The sequence below is a fragment of the Priestia sp. JNUCC 25 genome, from assembly GCF_053667915.1.
Genome location: NZ_CM132211.1, coordinates 4101776 through 4120787, shown reverse-complemented (window position 1 = coordinate 4120787; position 19012 = coordinate 4101776). Strand labels below are relative to the sequence as shown.

The 19012-nt window shown below is 38.5% G+C and carries 19 protein-coding genes; 16 read left to right on the top strand and 3 right to left on the bottom strand.

Features of this window, described 5'->3' with window-relative positions; all coding sequences use genetic code 11:
* Positions 1–3: 3 nt before the first annotated feature.
* On the top strand, positions 4–498 hold the full coding sequence (gene coaD / locus JNUCC25_RS21590) for a pantetheine-phosphate adenylyltransferase (RefSeq protein WP_029320467.1): 495 nt from the start codon (positions 4–6) through the stop codon (positions 496–498).
* Between the two features lie 55 nt (positions 499–553).
* Here the strand turns inward: coaD and ylbJ are convergent, their stop codons facing one another.
* On the bottom strand, positions 554–1765 hold the full coding sequence (gene ylbJ, locus JNUCC25_RS21585) for a sporulation integral membrane protein YlbJ (RefSeq protein WP_029320469.1): 1212 nt from the start codon (positions 1763–1765) through the stop codon (positions 554–556).
* A gap of 466 nt (positions 1766–2231) precedes the next feature.
* On the opposite strand from ylbJ, the gene JNUCC25_RS21580 reads away from it, so the two are divergent.
* Both JNUCC25_RS21580 and JNUCC25_RS21575 read left to right on the top strand, forming a co-directional pair.
* Positions 2232–3029, top strand: a complete 798-nt coding sequence (locus tag JNUCC25_RS21580; RefSeq protein ID WP_013058980.1) for a patatin-like phospholipase family protein — start codon at positions 2232–2234, stop codon at positions 3027–3029.
* Positions 3019–4035: a SepM family pheromone-processing serine protease gene (locus JNUCC25_RS21575; protein WP_029320471.1), complete on the top strand. Its 1017-nt coding sequence runs from the start codon at positions 3019–3021 to the stop codon at positions 4033–4035. Before JNUCC25_RS21580 ends, JNUCC25_RS21575 begins: the two co-directional genes overlap by 11 nt.
* A 27-nt stretch (positions 4036–4062) precedes the next feature.
* Here JNUCC25_RS21575 and JNUCC25_RS21570 read toward each other — a convergent pair whose 3' ends face one another.
* A complete protein-coding gene (locus JNUCC25_RS21570) occupies positions 4063–5262 on the bottom strand; it encodes a nucleotidyltransferase (RefSeq protein ID WP_013058978.1) in 1200 nt (399 codons plus the stop codon).
* 179 nt (positions 5263–5441) lie between these two features.
* Here JNUCC25_RS21570 and JNUCC25_RS21565 point away from each other — a divergent pair, with 179 nt between their 5' ends.
* The 4 genes from JNUCC25_RS21565 (at position 5442) to JNUCC25_RS21550 (ending at position 7917) form a co-directional block, all read left to right on the top strand.
* The gene (locus JNUCC25_RS21565) at positions 5442–5960 is read left to right on the top strand and encodes a YceD family protein (protein WP_013058977.1); all 519 of its coding nucleotides are present in this window, start codon (positions 5442–5444) and stop codon (positions 5958–5960) included.
* Between the two features lie 65 nt (positions 5961–6025).
* Positions 6026–6199 (top strand): 50S ribosomal protein L32, encoded by a 174-nt coding sequence (rpmF, locus tag JNUCC25_RS21560; RefSeq protein WP_013058976.1) that lies wholly within the window; start codon positions 6026–6028, stop codon positions 6197–6199.
* A 169-nt stretch (positions 6200–6368) separates the two neighbouring features.
* Positions 6369–7136 carry an enoyl-CoA hydratase/isomerase family protein gene (locus JNUCC25_RS21555; protein ID WP_013084864.1) on the top strand — a complete coding sequence of 256 codons (768 nt, stop codon included), beginning with the start codon at positions 6369–6371 and terminating at the stop codon, positions 7134–7136.
* Positions 7137–7314: 178 nt separating this feature from the next.
* On the top strand, positions 7315–7917 hold the full coding sequence (locus JNUCC25_RS21550; RefSeq protein WP_013058974.1) for an RsfA family transcriptional regulator: 603 nt from the start codon (positions 7315–7317) through the stop codon (positions 7915–7917).
* 81 nt (positions 7918–7998) lie between these two features.
* On the opposite strand, the gene JNUCC25_RS21545 is transcribed toward JNUCC25_RS21550, so the two are convergent.
* Positions 7999–8469, bottom strand: a complete 471-nt coding sequence (locus tag JNUCC25_RS21545; protein WP_013058973.1) for an N-acetyltransferase — start codon at positions 8467–8469, stop codon at positions 7999–8001.
* Positions 8470–8782: 313 nt separating this feature from the next.
* Here JNUCC25_RS21545 and JNUCC25_RS21540 point away from each other — a divergent pair, with 313 nt between their 5' ends.
* The 9 genes from JNUCC25_RS21540 to JNUCC25_RS21500 all read left to right on the top strand — a co-directional run bounded on the left by JNUCC25_RS21540 (position 8783) and on the right by JNUCC25_RS21500 (position 18972).
* The gene (locus tag JNUCC25_RS21540; RefSeq protein WP_013058972.1) at positions 8783–10135 is read left to right on the top strand and encodes an acetyl-CoA carboxylase biotin carboxylase subunit; all 1353 of its coding nucleotides are present in this window, start codon (positions 8783–8785) and stop codon (positions 10133–10135) included.
* Positions 10132–10344 carry a biotin/lipoyl-containing protein gene (locus JNUCC25_RS21535; RefSeq protein WP_013058971.1) on the top strand — a complete coding sequence of 71 codons (213 nt, stop codon included), beginning with the start codon at positions 10132–10134 and terminating at the stop codon, positions 10342–10344. Before JNUCC25_RS21540 ends, JNUCC25_RS21535 begins: the two co-directional genes overlap by 4 nt.
* Positions 10345–10363: 19 nt before the next feature.
* Positions 10364–11905, top strand: a complete 1542-nt coding sequence (locus JNUCC25_RS21530; RefSeq protein ID WP_078082151.1) for an acyl-CoA carboxylase subunit beta — start codon at positions 10364–10366, stop codon at positions 11903–11905.
* A 158-nt stretch (positions 11906–12063) separates the two neighbouring features.
* Complete coding sequence (locus JNUCC25_RS21525; RefSeq protein WP_013058969.1) at positions 12064–12945, top strand: 2-dehydropantoate 2-reductase; 882 nt, start codon at positions 12064–12066, stop codon at positions 12943–12945.
* A 1-nt stretch (position 12946) separates the two neighbouring features.
* Positions 12947–13330: a DUF3397 domain-containing protein gene (locus JNUCC25_RS21520; RefSeq protein WP_013058968.1), complete on the top strand. Its 384-nt coding sequence runs from the start codon at positions 12947–12949 to the stop codon at positions 13328–13330.
* A 90-nt stretch (positions 13331–13420) separates the two neighbouring features.
* Positions 13421–15046 carry a bacillithiol biosynthesis cysteine-adding enzyme BshC gene (gene bshC, locus JNUCC25_RS21515; RefSeq protein ID WP_029320486.1) on the top strand — a complete coding sequence of 542 codons (1626 nt, stop codon included), beginning with the start codon at positions 13421–13423 and terminating at the stop codon, positions 15044–15046.
* Between the two features lie 333 nt (positions 15047–15379).
* Entirely contained in the window at positions 15380–16315 is a 936-nt protein-coding gene (rsmH, locus tag JNUCC25_RS21510; RefSeq protein ID WP_078082149.1) for a 16S rRNA (cytosine(1402)-N(4))-methyltransferase RsmH, read from the top strand.
* 33 nt (positions 16316–16348) lie between these two features.
* Positions 16349–16708: a cell division protein FtsL gene (ftsL, locus tag JNUCC25_RS21505; protein WP_013058965.1), complete on the top strand. Its 360-nt coding sequence runs from the start codon at positions 16349–16351 to the stop codon at positions 16706–16708.
* A gap of 5 nt (positions 16709–16713) precedes the next feature.
* Positions 16714–18972 (top strand): penicillin-binding protein, encoded by a 2259-nt coding sequence (locus JNUCC25_RS21500; RefSeq protein WP_013058964.1) that lies wholly within the window; start codon positions 16714–16716, stop codon positions 18970–18972.
* Positions 18973–19012: the final 40 nt, after the last annotated feature.

The window sequence follows — 19012 nt, the reverse complement described above, 5'->3', positions numbered from 1 at the left end:
CGTATGGGCAGTATAGCTGTTTGTCCAGGAAGCTTTGATCCAGTTACAAATGGACATTTTGATATTATTAAACGAGGCGCAAATGTATTTGATACGATTTATGTGGTTGTTTTAAATAACTCTTCAAAAAGTCCTCTATTTACAGGGGAAGAGCGAGTAGCTTTGCTGAAAGAAGTAACAAAATCACTTCCTAATGTGGTAATAGAGTCGTACAGCGGATTATTAATGGAATATGCAAAAGAAAAGCAGGCAAAGACCATTTTGAGAGGTTTACGTGCAGTATCGGATTTTGAGTACGAAATGCAAATCACATCTGTAAATCGCGTATTAGATAAAGAAATCGAAACGTTATTTATGATGACAAATAATCAATACTCGTTTTTAAGTTCTAGTATTGTAAAAGAAGTAGCTAAATATGGCGGGAATATTTCTGAATTAGTTCCTCCCCCTGTTAGAGAAGCGCTTGCAGAAAAATTTGAACAGCTGTCTCAAAAATAAGATAAAAAAGAACGTGACGTTTTCTTTGCTGATAAGAAAACGTCGCGTTCTTTTTTTACTGGGAACGATGAAGAAACGTTCGTTTTGAATATATATAAATATAGCAGCACAGCGTAAAAATCGTTAAGAGCGGACCGTACACGTTTAGCCACTGCGATAGAATCGTAACGGACTCCAATTGAGAAAAAACCGGCAGTGCTCCTTGAGATGCTTGAAAAGTAGTAATGGATTCCCGAAGAGGACCCCATAGAAAAATAGTGAATACTACCGCAAAACAGCCGTGAAAAATGCGTGCAATAAAAAACGGAAAAAATCGAATATCTGTTTCGGCGAGTATACTAGCCACTTGTGCTTGAACGGAGAAACCGCTGAAGCCTAATACAAAGCTAACGATGATAATTTGATGAAACAGCAGCGTGTCTGGCGCTTCACTTGCTAGACGGCTTCCTAGCGTGATTTCAAAAAGCCCTGAAATAAAAGGAAGGCTCAGTTCAGTCCCTATATGACAAAGGGAAAATAAATAGGCTAGACCGCTGCTTAAAACGGCCGTGATATGAGTAACATATAAAAGTTTGTTTAATACAGAAAATAAAATGATAAAACCGCCAATCATTAAGAGAGATTGAACAGCAGAAGTAACCGCATCTCCTAGAAGCTTCCCGATAGGACGCTTATCTTTTAAACGCGTTTTATGCATTTCATGAAAAGCTAACGATAAAGAAGGTTTTTGAGTTACTTGTCCTTTCGGTTTTGCTGATCCATAAAAACGCATTACCAGCCCTACACAAATATTCCCTATGTAATGAGAGAGAGCTAATATGATACCGACAGCTGGATTGTGAAAAAAGCCAACTGCCACAGCTCCAAAAATAAAAATAGGGTTAGATGAGTTAGTAAATGATACGAGTCTTTCAGCTTCGATAGCTGTTAGCTGCTTTTCTTGACGCAGCCGGGAAGTGATTTTTGCCCCTGAAGGAAACCCAGAAGCCATGCCCATTGCTAAAGCAAAACCCCCTACTCCAGGTACTCGGAATAAAGGCCTCATAAACGGCTCTAATAAGATCCCAATGAACTTCACTACGCCAAACCCAATAAGCATTTCTGAAACAATAAAAAAAGGCAGCAGAGAAGGAAAGACGACCTTCCACCATGTGTTGAGACCTCTTACTGAACCTTCTAGCGCTTCTTTTGGATATACAATAAGCGCAATAGCGAGAAGCGTTACGCTCGTCCCGAGCAGAAGTGTTTTCACCATTGATTTATTCAACGAACGATTCATCTCCTTTTCTAAGCTCACGTCATCTTGATATGAATGAAATGAGGAGTTTTAGGCAAATGTACAAGTTCTTCTATATATCAATATACGAAGCTATGCATCGACTTTATGCCTATGAGTAAGGAGAAAATAAATTCATATTGAATAAAAAGGCGTCTTGTCACATTTGGAAATACAATTCATATACATAAATCAATGCACTTCTAGGATAGTCAAGGAGTAAAAAAACGTATACGCAGCAAGCGAAGAGTAAGAATTTCTTAAAACAACCTTCAGTATAGTATAATGCTTAATAACCACCGTGTATTGAGCAAAACATATCTTTAGCTTCATACTAAATGAACAAATAGAAAATGAAGAATAGTCCTACCGAATACAGGGCAACAATGATAGAGAAGCTCATCAAATGTTTTTACATTTTTAGAAGTCTATAAGGTAAAACGAGGGGGCAGGTAAAGTGGAAAGCCCAAAAATAGGAGTTGCGTTAGGCTCAGGTGGAGCTAGAGGTTTTGCACATTTAGGAGTAATCAAAACGCTAACAGAAAATAACATTCCTATTGATTTTCTAGCTGGCAGCAGCATGGGAGCTTTAGTTGGTGCACTATATGCGTCAGGTATTGAACTGGCAACTCTTTATAAAATGGCGCTAACGTTCAAACGAAAGTATTATTTGGATTTTACCGTGCCTAAAATGGGATTTATTACGGGCAACAGAGTAAAATCGCTGGTTCGCACCTTTACGCAAAATAGAACTATTGAACAGCTATCTATACCGTTTGCCATTGTAGCGACAGATTTAAAAACAGGAGAGAAAGTGGTGTTTAAAAAAGGACCTATCGCTGAAGCGGTCAGAGCAAGCATTTCAATTCCAGGAATCTTTGCTCCCGAAGTAATTGATGGACGATTGCTTGTAGACGGGGGGGTAGTGGACCGTATTCCTGTGTCAGTTGTAAAAGAAATGGGATCTGATATTGTCATTGGAGTCGATGTATCAAAAGCGAAAGTGAATGCAGAAATCAGCTCCATTTTTGATGTCATTATGCAAAGTTTAGATATTTTGCAAGATGAGCTAGTAGCTCATCGGACCATTGCTTCAGACATTATGATTCGTCCTAATCTCGATACTTTTAGTTCCAGAGCGTTTACAAACATTCAAGAAATGATTTCAATTGGTGAACAAGCAGCACATGAGCAGTTGCCTTCTATTCTACAAGCAATTGATCATTGGAAGGAGAACAAAAAAAGTGAAATCTAGAATTAGAATTTTGGTATATTTGGCTGTTATTGCAGTGGTGGCAATGCTTTGTTTTTATCCTTTGCCGTACTACATTACAAAGCCTGGAATGGCAGAAGAACTTGCGCCTATTATTAAGGTAGAAGATGGATACCATGAAAAAGGGACGTTTATGCTGACAACTGTAAGAATGGGCAGAGCAACTCCTCTTTCATATGGTCTTGCGAAAATACAGGACTTTCATGAAATTTTCCCTACAAAGCAAATTTTGCAGCAAGGTGAAAGCGATGAAGATTACTCGACAAGGCAATTACATATGATGGATACGTCAAAAAATGCCGCTATTTCAGTAGCATACGAAGCAGCTGGAAAGAGCGTTTCCTATCTCAATAAAGGCGTATATGTTACATATGTCGTAGAAAATATGCCTGCACATGGAAAACTTCATGTTGGAGATGTAGTGACGAAAGTAGACGAGAAAAGAATTCAAACTGCTGAGGACTTAATCAACTACGTATCGACTAAAAAAGCAGGAGATTCAGTATCAATTTATGTAAAAAGAGATGGCAAAGAAAGCAAACATACTCTAAAAGTTAAAGCATTCCCTGACGAGCCGAAACGAGTAGGCCTAGGAATTGCCTTAGAAACGAACCAAGAACTAAAAGTTAAGCCCGATATACATATTGATACTGAAAAAATAGGAGGGCCTTCAGCGGGACTGATGTTCTCGCTTGAAATTTATAATCAGCTTGTTAAAGAGGACATGACAAAAGGCCATCGCGTTGCAGGTACAGGGACTATCAATGATAAAGGAGAGGTAGGGCCAATCGGAGGTATTTCGCAAAAAATTGTAGCCGCAGATAAAGAAGGAGCAGAGATTTTCTTTGCACCAAATGAAAAAGGGGCTGCGGGCTCTAACTACCGAGAAGCAGTGAAGACAGCTAAAAAAATAGACAGTGATATGAAAATTGTACCCGTAGATTCATTTTCGGATGCCGTAACGTATTTAGAAAAGCTGAAACCATAAAAAAATCGTCTCTTGCAGACGATTTTTTTATGGCCAAATGATAGGAGGCTGCGTGTATTCTTGTTTCATAAATTGAGAGCGCAGAGGCTCTTGAAACGGCATACTATAAACATGTGTCGCTTTAATATCGGTATCAATTTCTTTTAGTTTACATTGCGATACAGTGGATACAATAGGAAGGGACAGCTTTTTCTTAATTGTTTTTAAATAGCCTTGTCCTGTCTTTGACATTCCCAATAAGCGAATGTAAGGATCAGCTTGTTGCATCTCACTTTTTGTTGTATTGGTTAAAAGGTGAACGCACATGCGCTGTAAACGGGTTCTCGTATATCGCTTCGTTTTAACATTTGTTAAAAAATCTTCAAATGAAGTAGCTGAAGAAATATAAGATAGGAGCCGATGTTCAATACCTTCTTCTATTTCATAAATACGCTGTAAGTCATAAAGCGGAGTAGTTAATAATTTGTATTTCAAAAATGGGAAATAATGCTCCCAATGATGAAACTGTCCGTGTGCTTGCTTGTAAGCTGTTAATTCATTTGCCGTACTAACTGGCATGTGCTTGCTCAGGTCCCCATGGCTGCTGCTGTCAAAAATAGCTTTACGTATGCTTGTAGCACTTGAAATAAAAGAGGAAGACAGGGAATCATCGTGATAATGTGATTGAATTCGAGTGATTGTATATGGTTTAATAGATGCATGCTGTTTTTTAATGGCAGCTACATAGCTCATTCCAAGCACATTATTTGGCTGAGATAGATCAATAGGAGCCTCCGTGAAAAGCTGTAAGAAAGCATTGGAAGCTGCTTTTGGATAACTGTTCCCTTTTTTCATCTCTTGTTGAATTAAAGCGGATAGTTCTGATTCATGAGCTTCGAGCAAATCAGCGGTGCGGGTAAATGAGTCAATATTGCCATTTTCGCTGCCAAAGCATACAAAGTCAGTGTGAAGGGATTCTAAAATAGAAATAGCGCCGCTTGCGAATGTTTCAGCTTTTTGAGTAGAAAAAGCATAGGGTAATTCAACGACTAAGTCTGCACCAGCGGCTAAAGCCATTCTTGTGCGGGACCATTTTGATACAAGAGCAGGCTCTCCGCGCTGCAAAAAGTGCCCGCTCATCACAGCAATCACACAATCTGCTCCGGTTTGTTGTTTCGCTTGCTGCAAATGATAAGCGTGTCCGTTATGAAAAGGATTATATTCGACAATTATTCCAACTGCTTGCATAATGTCTCCTTTTAATTTATTATTTTTAGTCTAGCTCTTTGTTTTAAAAACATTTTTTTATGAAAGTAAGAAATTTTTACAAAAAAGCATATTTAAGTACATTATAGTGTAAAGAAAAAATATTGACAAATAATCTTGTGAAAGCTATAATAACCTTTGTTGCCTTGAGGTGATTAACAATGAAATGGACAATACATCAATTGTATCAGTTGCAAAATAAAGGTCTAACATTTGATGAAGTGATTGACGGCAAAGAGTTTATGAATGCTGATCCTCAAATTCGTAGAATGTCAGATGTAAACGTGAAAGGAAGAGCCGACATTAGCTCTTCGAAAGTAACGTTTCACCTTAAAATTTCAGGAGAAATGACGTTGCCTTGTGCTCGTACATTAGTTGACGTTCCGTATCCGTTTGAAATTAACGCAACTGAAACGTTTTTATTGAATGTGAATGCTGATTATGAAGAAGATGCTGAAGTACGCATTGTAGAGGGAGAAACGGTTGATTTACAACCTTTGATTCAAGAGTTAATTATTGTTGAAATTCCTCTGCAGGTATTTAGTGAAAATCAGCAAGCGGCAGGAGCAGCTCCACAGTCAGGAAAAGACTGGGAAGTTGTTACCGAAGAAGAAAAGCAGGAAAAAGTAGATCCCCGCTTAGCCGTACTCGAAAATTTCTTTAAAGACAAAAAGAAATAAAAATGCGAAGATCCGGCTTTCGGGCCTTCATATGATTTTAAAATTCTTTTAAGGAGGTGGGAATAATGGCTGTACCTTTTAGAAGAACATCTAAAATGAAGAAAAGAACGCGTCGTACGCACTTTAAATTACAAGTTCCTGGTATGGTAGAGTGCCCAAATTGTGGTGAAATGAAACTATCACACCGCGTATGTAAAGCTTGTGGTACTTACAAAGGAAATGACGTAGTAAGCAAATAATTGCTTATTTAAATAAAAGACCCTCTTAAGGGTCTTTTATTTTTTTTTGCCTTTTTTCCTTCTCTGCCCTTTGGAAGAGAAGGATTTTTCTTATAGAACAAGAACTCTTTTTAAATAAACAATTACTGTTGTAAAAGGATTCATACCTTGTCTATAGGGAGGAAAAAGCATGAAAAAAAGCGAGCTGTTTACTACAAGCCAAGGCATTGCTACGTTTGTGATTAATCGTCCTGAAAAGCGTAATGCCATTGATTATGATGTTATGAATGAACTGCAGCAAGCTGTAGATTATGTGAAACATGATCAGTTAGTAAAAGCTTTTGTAATTACAGGTGCTGGTTCAGATGCATTTTGCAGTGGAGGAGATTTAAGCGTATTTCATGAGCTAAAGACTTCGAAAGAGGCGTCTCAAATGTTAACGAAAATGGGGAAAATTCTTTATGAGATTTTAACACTCCCAAAACCAACAGTTGCTCTTTTGAATGGAACATCGGTTGGAGGAGGATGTGAGCTTGCGATTGCATGTGACTTCCGTATAAGTGCAACACATAGCGAAATGGGCTTTATTCAAGGGAATTTAGGAATTACAACAGGCTGGGGAGGAGGAACCATTCTTCTTGAAAAGCTGCGTTATCAAGAAGCGATGGAAATGATCTACAGTGCTCAGCTGTATGGAGTAGAACGAGCAAAGCAAATTGGATTTCTTTCCTATGTCACGTCGTTTAAAGAGCTAACTATGAGGTGTGAGGAGTGGTTAGCGCCTATCACTCATAAACCGACCCAGGTATTGCAAGCTTACAAAGAAATCGCTATTGAGAAATGGGAGCAAAGCCGGGTTTGGAATCGGATGGAACAAGAAATTCACCGCTGTTCGATATTGTGGGAGTCGCCTGAGCATGAAGAAGCGGTTCAAAAGGTCATCGTTAAAAAAACATAGTTATGAACTGCATTTCCATAGCAATATAGTTAATAAGCGAAAGATGAAAGAATCACGGGTTTCCCATTTTGCTTCAAAGTATATGAAAGATTTTCTTGATTGAGAAGAGGAACAATAGTCTATCTTATCTAGTAGGTGCATATTCATTTAATAAGTACGGATAAGGAGGGATAGAAAAATGACTTCTTCTCGTCAAGATGCATGGACTCATGATGAAGATTTATTACTCGCAGAAATTGTACTGCGTCATATACGTGAAGGTGGCACTCAGCTAGCTGCATTTGAAGAAGTGGGGAAGAAACTTACACGAACATCAGCAGCTTGTGGCTTCCGCTGGAATTCTTTTGTGCGCAAACAATACAAGACTGGTATTGATCTTGCGAAAAAACAGAGAAAAGAATTAAAAGCAAGAACTGTTTCAAAAGATGACGAGCAGCCTGCACGCTTATCATATATGGAAGCAGAGAAACATATTTCGCTTAATGAGGTAATTAAATATTTAGAAAATGTAGATCAAGGGCAAAGACACTCGTCAGAGCTTCTCGAAGCTAATGAAGAACTGCAGCAAAAGATTGAACGTCTACAAGAGAAAGTAACGATTTTGGAAAAAGAAAAAAAAGCTTTGCAAAACAACTTGTTAATTGTGGAGGATGACTATAAAGCTCTTATTGAAATTATGGAGAGGGCTCGTAAAATGGTTGTATTAAAAGAGGATGAAAAAAGTAGAAAAGTGAAATTTCAAGTGGATAAAAATTTAAATTTAGAAAAAGTTCAAAAGTAAAGCGATAGTTTGAATGCTCCCTACTTCATGTTGATCATATATACCACATAGATATAAAATAAACAGCTGGAAATCAGCTGTTTATTTTTGTTCGCTTACACCATTTGGTAGCCAAATAAGAGGGTTTTCTCCCAAATCGCGATCGATATCATACGTTACAGGTACGAACCCCATTTTTGACCAAAAATCACTCGATTTTACTCGTGGGCTTGTTTTGATAGGTAATTGAAAGGATTTGGCATATTCAACGAGCGTTTGACCTAATCCTTTGCGCTGAAAATCACTGAGCACTTCAAGTTTCCACACTTCAATATACGTTTGAGGCGGCTCGAAATATTGATCGTACTGTTTGTTTCGCTTATAGAGACTCATACGAGCCACTAAGCTATTTCCAAAATAAATGCCGTAAAACGGAGAATTTATTTCATTATCGGAAATCTTAGCATGTAATTCTTCTAGCATTGAAAGTTCTTGAATGCCATATTCTTTGAATTTCTTGAACTCTTCTAGCGTTTTAAAATTAATTTTTAAATGCTTCACTTCGTAATTCATCCTATATCCCCCTTGTTATGTCTCCTTGCTAGGCGAACGAACTGGCTTGGTTCGTTCATCTAATATTATATAACAAAAATACAAAATATTCTGTTTTCGTGATTGGTGAACGAATGTTCAATGCGCATAAAGAAAAATGAATTCTTTCAGTTAAATACGAAGAATACATTACTATAAGCATCAATTTTTAGAAAGGAAGCAAAGGGAAAGGGAGATTCAAACAGAAAGCGTTTTCAAAAATTGTAGAGGAGTTTTAAAATTATTGTAGAATTATATGGGGGAAAGTAGAAATTTGAGGAAAGGGGAGAGAAAGGTGAAAAAAATACTGATTGCAAATCGAGGAGAAATTGCTCTTCGTATTATTCATACATGCAAACAAATGGGCATTGAAACGGTGGCTGTCTATTCCGATGCAGATGCAGAACTTCCTTATGTTCAAGCGGCTACAAAAGCACGTCGAATTGGAGAGCCTCCTGTGCAAAAGTCATATTTGAATGTAGAAGAATTGCTGCGAATTAGTCATGAAGAAAAGGTAGATGCCATTCATCCTGGATATGGATTTTTATCGGAAAATAGTGCATTTGCTAAAAGAGCGATTGATGAAGGTTTTTGTTTTATCGGTCCTTCTCCCGAAATCATTTCGATGATGGGCGACAAAATTGCTGCTCGTGCCGCGATGAAAGAAGCGGGTGTACCTGTTGTCCCCGGCAGCCAAGGCGATGTGACGTCAGTTGAAGAGGCTTGTAAAGTAGCGAGTCTAATTGGATATCCCGTTATGTTAAAAGCAAGCGGAGGCGGCGGAGGAATTGGGATGGTGCGCTGCGATAACGAAGAAGCAGTAAAACAAGTGTATGCCTCAACAAAAGCAAGAGCAAAAGCATATTTTGGTCAAGAAGGAATGTTTATTGAAAAGCTTATCACAAATGCAAAACATATCGAAGTACAGGTGTTTGGAGATCAGCATGGTAATGTCGTTCATCTTTTTGAACGCGATTGTTCCGTACAAAGAAGAAATCAGAAAGTGATTGAAGAAGCCCCTGCGCTTTCTTTAAAAGAAAGTACGCGACAAGCCATGCAAAACCAAGCCGTTCAAGCGGCTAAAGCAATCGGATATTATAATGCAGGTACGGTGGAGTTTATCGTGGATGAAGACGAAAATTTTTATTTTCTTGAAATGAACACGCGGCTGCAAGTTGAGCATCCGATCACCGAGCAAATTGCAGGGGTCGATTTAGTTAAGTGGCAGATCTTAGCTGCGCGCGGAGAAAAGCTTCCTCGTGTGCAAGAGGAAATAGCAGCAAATAACTATGCCATTGAATTTCGAATTTATGCAGAAGATCCGTTTACTTTTTTACCGGCTCCAGGAAAAATTACGGGTTATCACTTGCCGGAGCGAACCTATGCGCGCGTAGACAGCGGCTACAGTGATATGAATGCGGTTACACCTTTTTATGATCCAATGATTGCAAAAGTTATCATTACTGGTCGTACGCGTTCAAATGCAATTGAACTAGCTAAATCATATTTTACGGAAGCTGTTGTAGAGGGAATCAAAACGAATATTCCTCTATTTAAGCAGTTGTTAAATGAAGAGTTATATGAAAAAGGCACCTATAACACATCGTTATTATCAACAGTATTAAATAAAGGAGGAGCACCACAATGAGTGAAATCAAAGCGACAATGGCAGGCATGGTATTTAATGTGTTTGTTCAGCAAGGTGCAAGTGTAGCCAAAGGAGAAGTTGTTGTTGTATTAGAATCTATGAAAATGGAAATTCCTATTGAAAGCGATCAAGCTGGTATTGCAGAGACTGTTCATATAGCCGTGGGGGATTTTGTGAACGAAGGCGACGTTTTGGTGACTATTTCATAACTCATAAAGGAGAGATATCATGATACATACAGGTGAATCTCAGAAAAAATATGATGAAAATCGTCAAAAAGTAGAGCGTGGCAACGCGGAGAAGTACAAAGAGAAACTTGCAACACAACAGAAGCTTTTTGTAAGAGATCGTTTAGCGCTTTTATTTGATGACGGGAAATATGAAGAAGACGGCATGTTTGCAAATAATAAAGCCGAAGGGTTGCCGGCAGACGGTGTTGTAACTGCAATTGGAAAAGTAAACGGTGAAACGGTTTGTGTAATGGCTAATGACTCTACTGTAAAAGCAGGGTCTTGGGGGGCCAGAACAGTAGAGAAAATTATTCGGATTCAAGAAGTAGCAGAAAAACTGCATGTGCCTTTGCTGTACCTAGTGGATTCTGCAGGAGCACGTATTACGGATCAATTAGATATGTTTCCAAACCGCCGAGGCGCTGGACGGATCTTTCACAATCAAGTAAAACTTTCCGGCGTCATTCCTCAAATTTGTTTGCTTTTCGGTCCGTCAGCAGCTGGAGGGGCATATATCCCTGCATTTTGTGATATTGTTGTGATGGTAGATGGAAACGCTTCTATGTACTTAGGTTCGCCGCGTATGGCCGAAGCTGTTATTGGAGAAAAGGTTACGCTAGAGGAAATGGGAGGAGCACATATGCACTGCAGCATTAGCGGATGTGGAGATGTGTTAGCTTATTCTGAAGAAGAAGCTATTTCGTATGCCAAATCTTATTTAACCTACTTTCCACAAAACTATCAAGAGAAGCCTAAAGTACAAAAAGCTAAAGAGCCTAAGCAGACAAAGGATTTAGTAGAACTAATTCCGGAGAATCAAAATGTTCCATTTGATATCTATGAAGCAATTGATACCCTTATTGACGAAGGGAGCTTCTTTGAAGTGAAAAAACTGTTTGCCGCCGAATTGGTAACAGGGCTTGCACGAATAGATGGAAAAGTAGTAGGGATTATTGCCAATCAGCCGAAGGTCAAAGGAGGAGTGCTGTTTGTAGATTCAGCAGATAAAGGCGCAAAATTTATTCAACTGTGTGATGCCTTCCATATTCCTTTGCTATTTTTAGCGGATGTACCTGGATTTATGATTGGAACCAAAGTAGAAAGAGCAGGCATCATTAGACATGGAGCAAAATTGATTGCAGCGATGAGTTCAGCTACAGTTCCTAAAATTTCCGTAGTCATGCGCAAAGCTTATGGCGCAGGGCTTTACGCTATGGCTGGTCCAGCTTTTGAACCGGATTGCTGCCTTGCATTGCCTACTGCTCAAATTGCCGTAATGGGTCCTGAAGCTGCAGTAAATGCCGTCTATTCTAATAAAATTAATGAAATTGAAGATCCCAAAGAGCGGTTTATGTTTGTCAAACAGAAACAGCAGGAGTATAAAGAACACATCGATATCTATACGCTGGCTTCTGAACTTATTATTGACGACATCGTTCCTGCTAACGAACTGCGTCAAACTTTAATTGATCGCTTTCGATTATATGAAACAAAGAATGTGACCTTTAGCCGTCGTAAACATCCGGTGTATCCCGTATAATAGAAAAAAACGGGATCACTCTAAATAATTTACAACAAGCCCGGTGATTTTTAATCACACGGGCTATATGAATAGGTAAAATTTAAAGAATGCATTTAATTCAAAGCATTTTTTTGCTAAAATGAAACTCAATAATAGAAAGAGGAACAAAAAATACGATGAAAACTATAGGTATTATTGGAGGCGGATCATTAGGTCTGTTGTTTAGCGCGTATTTATCAGACTGTTATGATGTAACCTTGTACACCAAAACAAAAACTCAAGCAAAGTGTATTAACGAAAATGGAATTACCTTACATAGACAAGGGGAACATCACACTAAAAAAGTCAGTGCTATCCCTCTGGAAAAAAACATAAAAGAAGCAGATTTAATCATTATTACTGTAAAACAGTATCATTTAAAAGAGATAATTCCTTTTATCCAAACCCTTACTATACATACTCCCCTTTTGTTTATCCAAAACGGTATGAGCCATATTGAAATTCTCAAAAATCTCCCGCAGCGCACTCTCTATTTGGGTACAGTTGAACACGGGGCAATGCGTACAAATATGGATAGCGTCCATCATACAGGAATAGGAACAACCCGTATTGCTTCGTACAGAGGAGAAATGGAGTCTATCTTGCCAATTGTGAATTTTCCTTGGGTGATTGAAACAGATTGGTATGCGATGCTGGTGAAGAAATTAGTTGTAAATGCGCTCATCAATCCTCTTACGGCGCTGTATCGGGTAAAAAATGGGCAGCTGATTCACAACAGCTACTTTTATAAAACGATGCGTCTATTGTTTGAAGAGATTGCGTCTGTGTTAAAACTGGATTCAGCTTTTAATTATTGGGAAAATGCGCTGGGGGTTTGTTCACGCACGAGTACAAATCAATCTTCTATGCTAAAAGATATACAGGAGGGGCGGCAAACAGAAATTGATGCTATTTTAGGCTATATCCAAACACAAGCTGCTGAAAAAAGAACGTCGACGCCTATTGTTGACTTTTTATATGGGTCAATAAAAGGAATCGAAGAAGAAAAGGGTGATTAACATGGGAAGTTTTATTGCTGGAGTTTTTGCGACGTTTGTCACTCTGCCGCTCGTTGGTTTTTTTATTCTATACATGCTTTTACGCAAACTGACGAAAAATAAAAGGAAATCTGTCCACATAGCAACGTACATTACTACGGTTTTTCTTATTTTATCCGTGCATTATGCAGCTGTGGAAATTTTCGGGCACTCTTTTTTGTGGTTGATTGCGTTAGTCCTTTTAGTTGTAGCAATGATTATGATGTTTGTACATTGGAAAGTCAAACATGACTTAGAAATGAAGCTTATTGCGAAAGGGTTCTTTCGGATGAATTTTGTTTTGTTTCTTATTGCACATATTGTATTAAATATAGGTGGAATCGCTTTTCGTATTTCCTCTCTGTAAAGCATGTTACTAGACGTGAGCAGTTACATTATGGATAATGAAGCTATATGTAGAGAATATAAGTATTAGGAAAAGAAAGGAAGTTCTTTCATGGAGATTACAGACGTCTCTTTAAAGGCGGGAAACAAACTAACGAACGATTACATAAAAGGTGAAAAGCAAGCACTTTCCTTTTTTCATTATAATATACACGAAAAAGACGTATATGAAAAACGTTTAGCGGATGTTCAAAAGCAGTCTTATCCAAGAGAACAGCTTGCTGAGTATCTGCTTGATTTTAATAAGCGCTACGGAGCATCTTCTAAGACTATTGAAAATATTGAAAAGCTAAAAGATCCTAACAGCGTAGTGGTCGTTGGAGGTCAGCAAGCGGGGCTGCTTACGGGTCCTTTGTACACCATTCATAAAGTGATTTCAATTGTGCTCCTAGCTAAACAACAAGAGGAAGCTTTAAACGTGCCCGTGCTTCCGGTGTTTTGGATTGCTGGAGAAGATCATGATTTTGCTGAGATCAACCATGTATACACAGAGCATAAAAACCAGCTTTTAAAGAAAACGCTAAAGCATTCTTTAAAGAAAAAGCAAATGGTTTCTCAAATCGAACTAGACCATGAAGCCTGTAGAAGCTGGGTTCGTGATGTATTTCAAACGTTTAACGAAACGGCGCATACAAACCAGGTATTACACTTTGTTTTAGAGGCGTTAGATAAATCACGTACCTATGTCGATTTCTTTGCTCATTTGGTTACCACAATGTTCGCAGAGTCAGGTCTTATTTTAATGGATGCAGCCTCTAAAGAAGTGCGCAGCATTGAATCTTCTTTCTTTGTGACGTTAATTGAACAAAATGACAAATTATCGTCAGCGGTTATGGAACAGCAAACAGAGATTCAAAAACAATACGGACGAATGATTGAAGTGGGAGAAGAAACGGCTCATCTCTTTTATTCACACAACGAAAACAGAGTACTTTTAGAAAGAGATGCAGAACAAGAGCAGTTTGTTGGAAAGCAAAATGAACTCGCGCTGTCTAAAGAAGAGCTGGTTCAAATTGCTAAACAAACGCCTGAGCTTCTTAGTAACAACGTTGTGACTAGACCCCTTATGCAGGAGTACTTACTTCCTACCCTTGCGTTTATTGCAGGTCCCGGGGAAGTAGCGTATTGGGCAGAGCTTGAAAAAGCATTTTCTTTATTTAGCTTTAAAATGCCTCCCGTGGTCCCTAGGTTATCCTATGCAATCGTAGAAAGACATATCGAGAAGTATATGGATGAACTTCAGTTAGATCTTTCGAACGTAGTGAACGAAGGCGTAGATGCAGAGAGGGAGCACTGGCTTAAGACAGAAGTTCACAACCCATACGAAATGTATTTTGAAAAAGCGAAAGAAGATTTCGAAAAAATTCATAAAACTCTTCGTGAAAATATTCAAAAAGAAGACAAAACATTTGATGAAGTCATGCTTAAAAATCGAGCGATTATTCAAAAGCAGTTTGAAACCATTCAAAAGATTGTCGAATCCAAACAGCTAATTAAGCACGATGTGAAGCATTCAAAATATGCTCAAATTGAACTTGCTCTTCGTCCCTACAATGCTCCACAAGAACGCATGTGGAATATTATGTATTATTTAAACGGTTATGGTATGCAATTTGTGTCAGATTTACTAAGTGCTGAAGTCGAATTAAATCACCGGTTAAAAGTCTGTTATGTCTAATAAAATCCTGCTGAAAAGCAGGATTTTTATTTTGGAAAAGAGAAAAAGTCTACAAGGTGAATGTTAACCAATTGAATCCTTATAAGGTATTTATTTCTAATTGTGCAAAAAACCTTATATTCCTTACATTTTATTCTACGAATATGTCCTACTTTTAACAAAATGACACTATTTGTGACAAAAAGACAAAATTCTACTTAATTCTTATATAAATAGCTGAAATAATGTTGAACTTTGATATATAATATAAACGTGTATATATATCAAAGAAAAACACCGTTTTTTGCTTTTTGTATACATAACTAAGTAGTTTAGAAAGAAGTAGGTGTCATAATGTTTAATCACACAACTGTTTTGCTTAAAGAAGCAGCGGAAGGCTTAAATATTAAGCCGGATGGAGTATATGTCGACTGCACGCTTGGCGGAGCAGGTCATAGTGAATATATCGTAAAACAGCTATCAGAAAAAGGGAAATTAATTGCGTTTGATCAAGACGATGTCGCTCTTGCAAATGCAAAAGAGAAATTGGCCCCGTATCTAGACAGAGTTATTCTAATCAAAAGTAATTTTCGCTATTTAAAAGAGCAGCTAATGAAACACGGAATTGAAGAAGTAGACGGAGTATTGTTTGACCTCGGAGTCTCGTCTCCTCAGTTGGATACACCAGAGCGAGGGTTCAGCTTTCATTATGATGCCCCGCTTGATATGCGCATGGATCAAAACTCAATGTTTTCTGCGTACAACGTAGTAAATGAATGGCCTTATGAAAAACTTGTGAAAATCTTTTTCCAATACGGAGAAGAAAAGTTTTCGAAACAAATTGCCCGCAAAATTGAAGCATATCGAGAGTCTAAACCAATTGAAACAACGCTAGAGCTGGTTGATCTTATTAAAGATGGCATTCCAGCGCCAGCTAGACGAACGGGTGGACATCCGGCAAAACGAATTTTCCAGGCTATTCGAATTGCTGTAAATGATGAGCTTCAAGTATTTGAAGATGCAATTGAACAGGCTATGGATGTGATCAAAAAAGGTGGACGTGTAAGTGTTATTACCTTCCACTCACTTGAAGATCGAATTTGTAAAGTTGCGTTTAAAAATGCAAGCACGGTTCCGCAGCTTCCGCATGGACTGCCAATTATTCCAGAAGAATTTAAACCTAAAATGAAAGTTATTACAAGAAAACCTATTTTACCTTCAGAAGAAGAGATAGAAGAAAATAAGCGCGCGCGTTCGGCAAAGCTTCGAATTGTAGAGAAATTAGTGTAATTAAAGGGTTTTATCAAAGAGGAGGGGACGAGAATGAACAATGTAGCATACAAAGTAAGAGAGCAAGATCAGCAGCAGAAGCAGCAAAAGACGGTACGTCAAGTTGTTCGGAAGACAAAAAGAAAAATCACGGTTGGTGAAAAAATTGTGTATTCTGGATTTGTCGCACTCATGCTGTTTGGGTCTGTGCAAATCATTTCAAATCAATCTTCGCTTTATAGCATCAGTGAAGAAGTGCAATCACTCGATGGAAAGATTGACAAGCAAGAAGCAAAAAACAATGAGTTAAAATTACAGGTAACAGAGTTAAGTGCATACGATCGTATTTGGACAAAAGCAAAAGAACTTGGACTAAAATTGAATGAAAATAACGTAAAAGTCGTTAACGATTAATTGCGATGACTACGCCAAGAAAAAATAGCAATATTAGTACAGGAGCAGCAATATTAATTTTAATATTTGCATTGCTCTTTTTTGTATTAGCCATCAGGTTCTTTTACATCCAAGCGACGGGCAAAGCAGACGGAGAAGCTTTAGCCGAAATTGCACAAAAACAGCATACGCGAACGTCTAAAATTGAAGGACAGCGCGGTACGATTTACGATCGAAACGGAGAAGCAATCGCCCAAGACACGGGTGCTTATACGGTTGTGGCGATTTTGAAGGAATCGCAATCAGAAGATAAAGATCATCCACAGCACGTGGTAGACCCTGAAAAGACGGCTGAAAAATTAGCCCCATTATTAAAGATGGACGAATCAAAAATTGACAGCATGTTAACAAGAGGAATTAAAAGGGGAGCATTCCAAGTCGAACTTGGTCCCGGAGGCCGTGACATTGATAACGTGCTAAAGCAAAAAATTGAAAAACTAAATCTCCCAGGCATCACGTTTTTACGCGATTCGAAGCGCTTCTATCCAAACGGTGTATTCGCCTCAAGTATTTTAGGGTACGCACAAAAAGATGATACGGGTAAAATCGTAGGGAAAATGGGAATTGAAAAAGTATTTGATAAGCAGCTTTCTGAAGAAGATGGATATGTAAAATACGAAGCTGCTAAAAATGGAATTAAGCTTCCGGATCCAAAAGAGTCAATTGTAGCTCCAAAAAATGGAGATAGCGTCACGCTTACGATTGATGAAAAAATTCAAACGTTTTTAGAGGATGCAATGACAGCTGCTGCTAAAGAATATAAACCAGAAGAGCTAATGGCAACGGTAGTGAATCCGAAAACCGGTGAAATTTTGGCAATGTCAAACCGCCCTTCATTTGACCCAAATATTCGTGATATCACGTCTTATCGTAATCCGTTTGTCGAAAACAGCTATGAACTTGGTTCAACGATGAAAATCTTTACGCTAGCAGCCGCGATTGATGCAGGGGTCTATAACGGCGAAGACCGCTATCAGTCGGGATCTTATAAAGTAACGAAAAACAGCGTTCCGATTAACGATCACAACGGCGGAGTCGGCTGGGGAGCTATTACATTTAATGAAGGAATTCAAAGGTCTTCAAATGTAGCGGTTGCCATTTTAGCCAATGAAAAATTAGGTACCGACCGTTTGTATAAATACTTGGACAAGTTTGGCTTTATGGATAAAACGGGAATTGACTTGCCAAACGAAGCTTCTAGCAAGTTAGTGACGAAGTACCCGAGAGACCGCGTAACTACTGCGTTTGGACAGGCGTCTGCTTTTACGCCTATTCAAGAAATTCAAGCGGCTACTGCGATTGCAAATGACGGGAAAATGATGAAGCCTTACGTGATTAAACAAGTAGTCGACGAAACAAATAAAAAAACGATTAAGAAAACAAAACCTACCGTAGTAGGACAACCTATTTCTAAAAAAGCAGCGAACGAAACGCTAGATATTTTAGAAACCGTTGTTTCTTCTGATGACGGAACAGGGAAACCTTACGCGATTGAAGGGTACGATGTCGCTGGAAAGACGGGAACAGCTCAAATTCCTGGTCCTAACGGAGGCTACTTGCATGGACACGGGAAAAATTTCATTTCCTTTATGGGCTTTGCGCCTGCTAAAGATCCAAAGCTGCTTGTCTATGTAGCCGTTAAAAATCCAACTCTCACGCCTCAAGAGACGGGTACTGCACCGCTTACAGCCGTATTTAATCCGGTGATGAAAAACAGCCTGCAGTACTTAGGGGTGGAGCCTGAAAAAACAGACGAAGACGGAAAGAAAACAGAAGAGAAAAAGGTAGATTCAGAAATTACGCTTAAATCTTACGTTAACGAATCAGTTGACAGTGCCGTGAAAGACTTAAAACAAAAAGGACTTGTTCCTGTTGTAATAGGTAAAGGAGATACGGTAGAAAGCCAATCACCTACTTCTGATACCATTGTCACTGGTCAACGCGTGTTCATTAAGACAAATGGAAAAGCCACAATGCCTGATTTAACAGGTTTTTCACATCGTGATGTTATTCGCTTTAGTGAATTTGTCAACGTTCGACCTAGCGCACTTGAAAATGGTTATGTTGTAAGTCAAAGTATTAAAGCAGGCGATCCGCTAAAAGCAGGAACGTATCTGAAAGTGGAACTTGAAACGCCTAAAGAGTTTTCAAGCACGTTAAATAAGTTAAAAGAAACGGAAAAAAGTGATTCTGATAGTAAAAAAGACGATAAGCAACTTGACTAGAAAATAAGTTCTAGTGAATCCTGTACAAGCATATATTGGA

Excerpts from the sequence above, each read along its gene's own strand:
- coaD (WP_029320467.1), top strand. The coding sequence starts at position 4 with ATGGGCAGTATAGCTGTTTGTCCAGGAAGCTTTGATCCAGTTACAAAT.
- JNUCC25_RS21570 (WP_013058978.1), bottom strand. The coding sequence starts at position 5,262 with ATGCAAGCAGTTGGAATAATTGTCGAATATAATCCTTTTCATAACGGA.
- JNUCC25_RS21565 (WP_013058977.1), top strand. The coding sequence starts at position 5,442 with ATGAAATGGACAATACATCAATTGTATCAGTTGCAAAATAAAGGTCTA.
- rpmF (WP_013058976.1), top strand. The coding sequence starts at position 6,026 with ATGGCTGTACCTTTTAGAAGAACATCTAAAATGAAGAAAAGAACGCGT.
- JNUCC25_RS21555 (WP_013084864.1), top strand. The coding sequence starts at position 6,369 with ATGAAAAAAAGCGAGCTGTTTACTACAAGCCAAGGCATTGCTACGTTT.
- JNUCC25_RS21550 (WP_013058974.1), top strand. The coding sequence starts at position 7,315 with ATGACTTCTTCTCGTCAAGATGCATGGACTCATGATGAAGATTTATTA.
- JNUCC25_RS21545 (WP_013058973.1), bottom strand. The coding sequence starts at position 8,469 with ATGAATTACGAAGTGAAGCATTTAAAAATTAATTTTAAAACGCTAGAA.
- JNUCC25_RS21535 (WP_013058971.1), top strand. The coding sequence starts at position 10,132 with ATGAGTGAAATCAAAGCGACAATGGCAGGCATGGTATTTAATGTGTTT.
- JNUCC25_RS21530 (WP_078082151.1), top strand. The coding sequence starts at position 10,364 with ATGATACATACAGGTGAATCTCAGAAAAAATATGATGAAAATCGTCAA.
- JNUCC25_RS21525 (WP_013058969.1), top strand. The coding sequence starts at position 12,064 with ATGAAAACTATAGGTATTATTGGAGGCGGATCATTAGGTCTGTTGTTT.
- JNUCC25_RS21520 (WP_013058968.1), top strand. The coding sequence starts at position 12,947 with ATGGGAAGTTTTATTGCTGGAGTTTTTGCGACGTTTGTCACTCTGCCG.
- bshC (WP_029320486.1), top strand. The coding sequence starts at position 13,421 with ATGGAGATTACAGACGTCTCTTTAAAGGCGGGAAACAAACTAACGAAC.
- rsmH (WP_078082149.1), top strand. The coding sequence starts at position 15,380 with ATGTTTAATCACACAACTGTTTTGCTTAAAGAAGCAGCGGAAGGCTTA.
- ftsL (WP_013058965.1), top strand. The coding sequence starts at position 16,349 with ATGAACAATGTAGCATACAAAGTAAGAGAGCAAGATCAGCAGCAGAAG.
- JNUCC25_RS21500 (WP_013058964.1), top strand. The coding sequence starts at position 16,714 with ATGACTACGCCAAGAAAAAATAGCAATATTAGTACAGGAGCAGCAATA.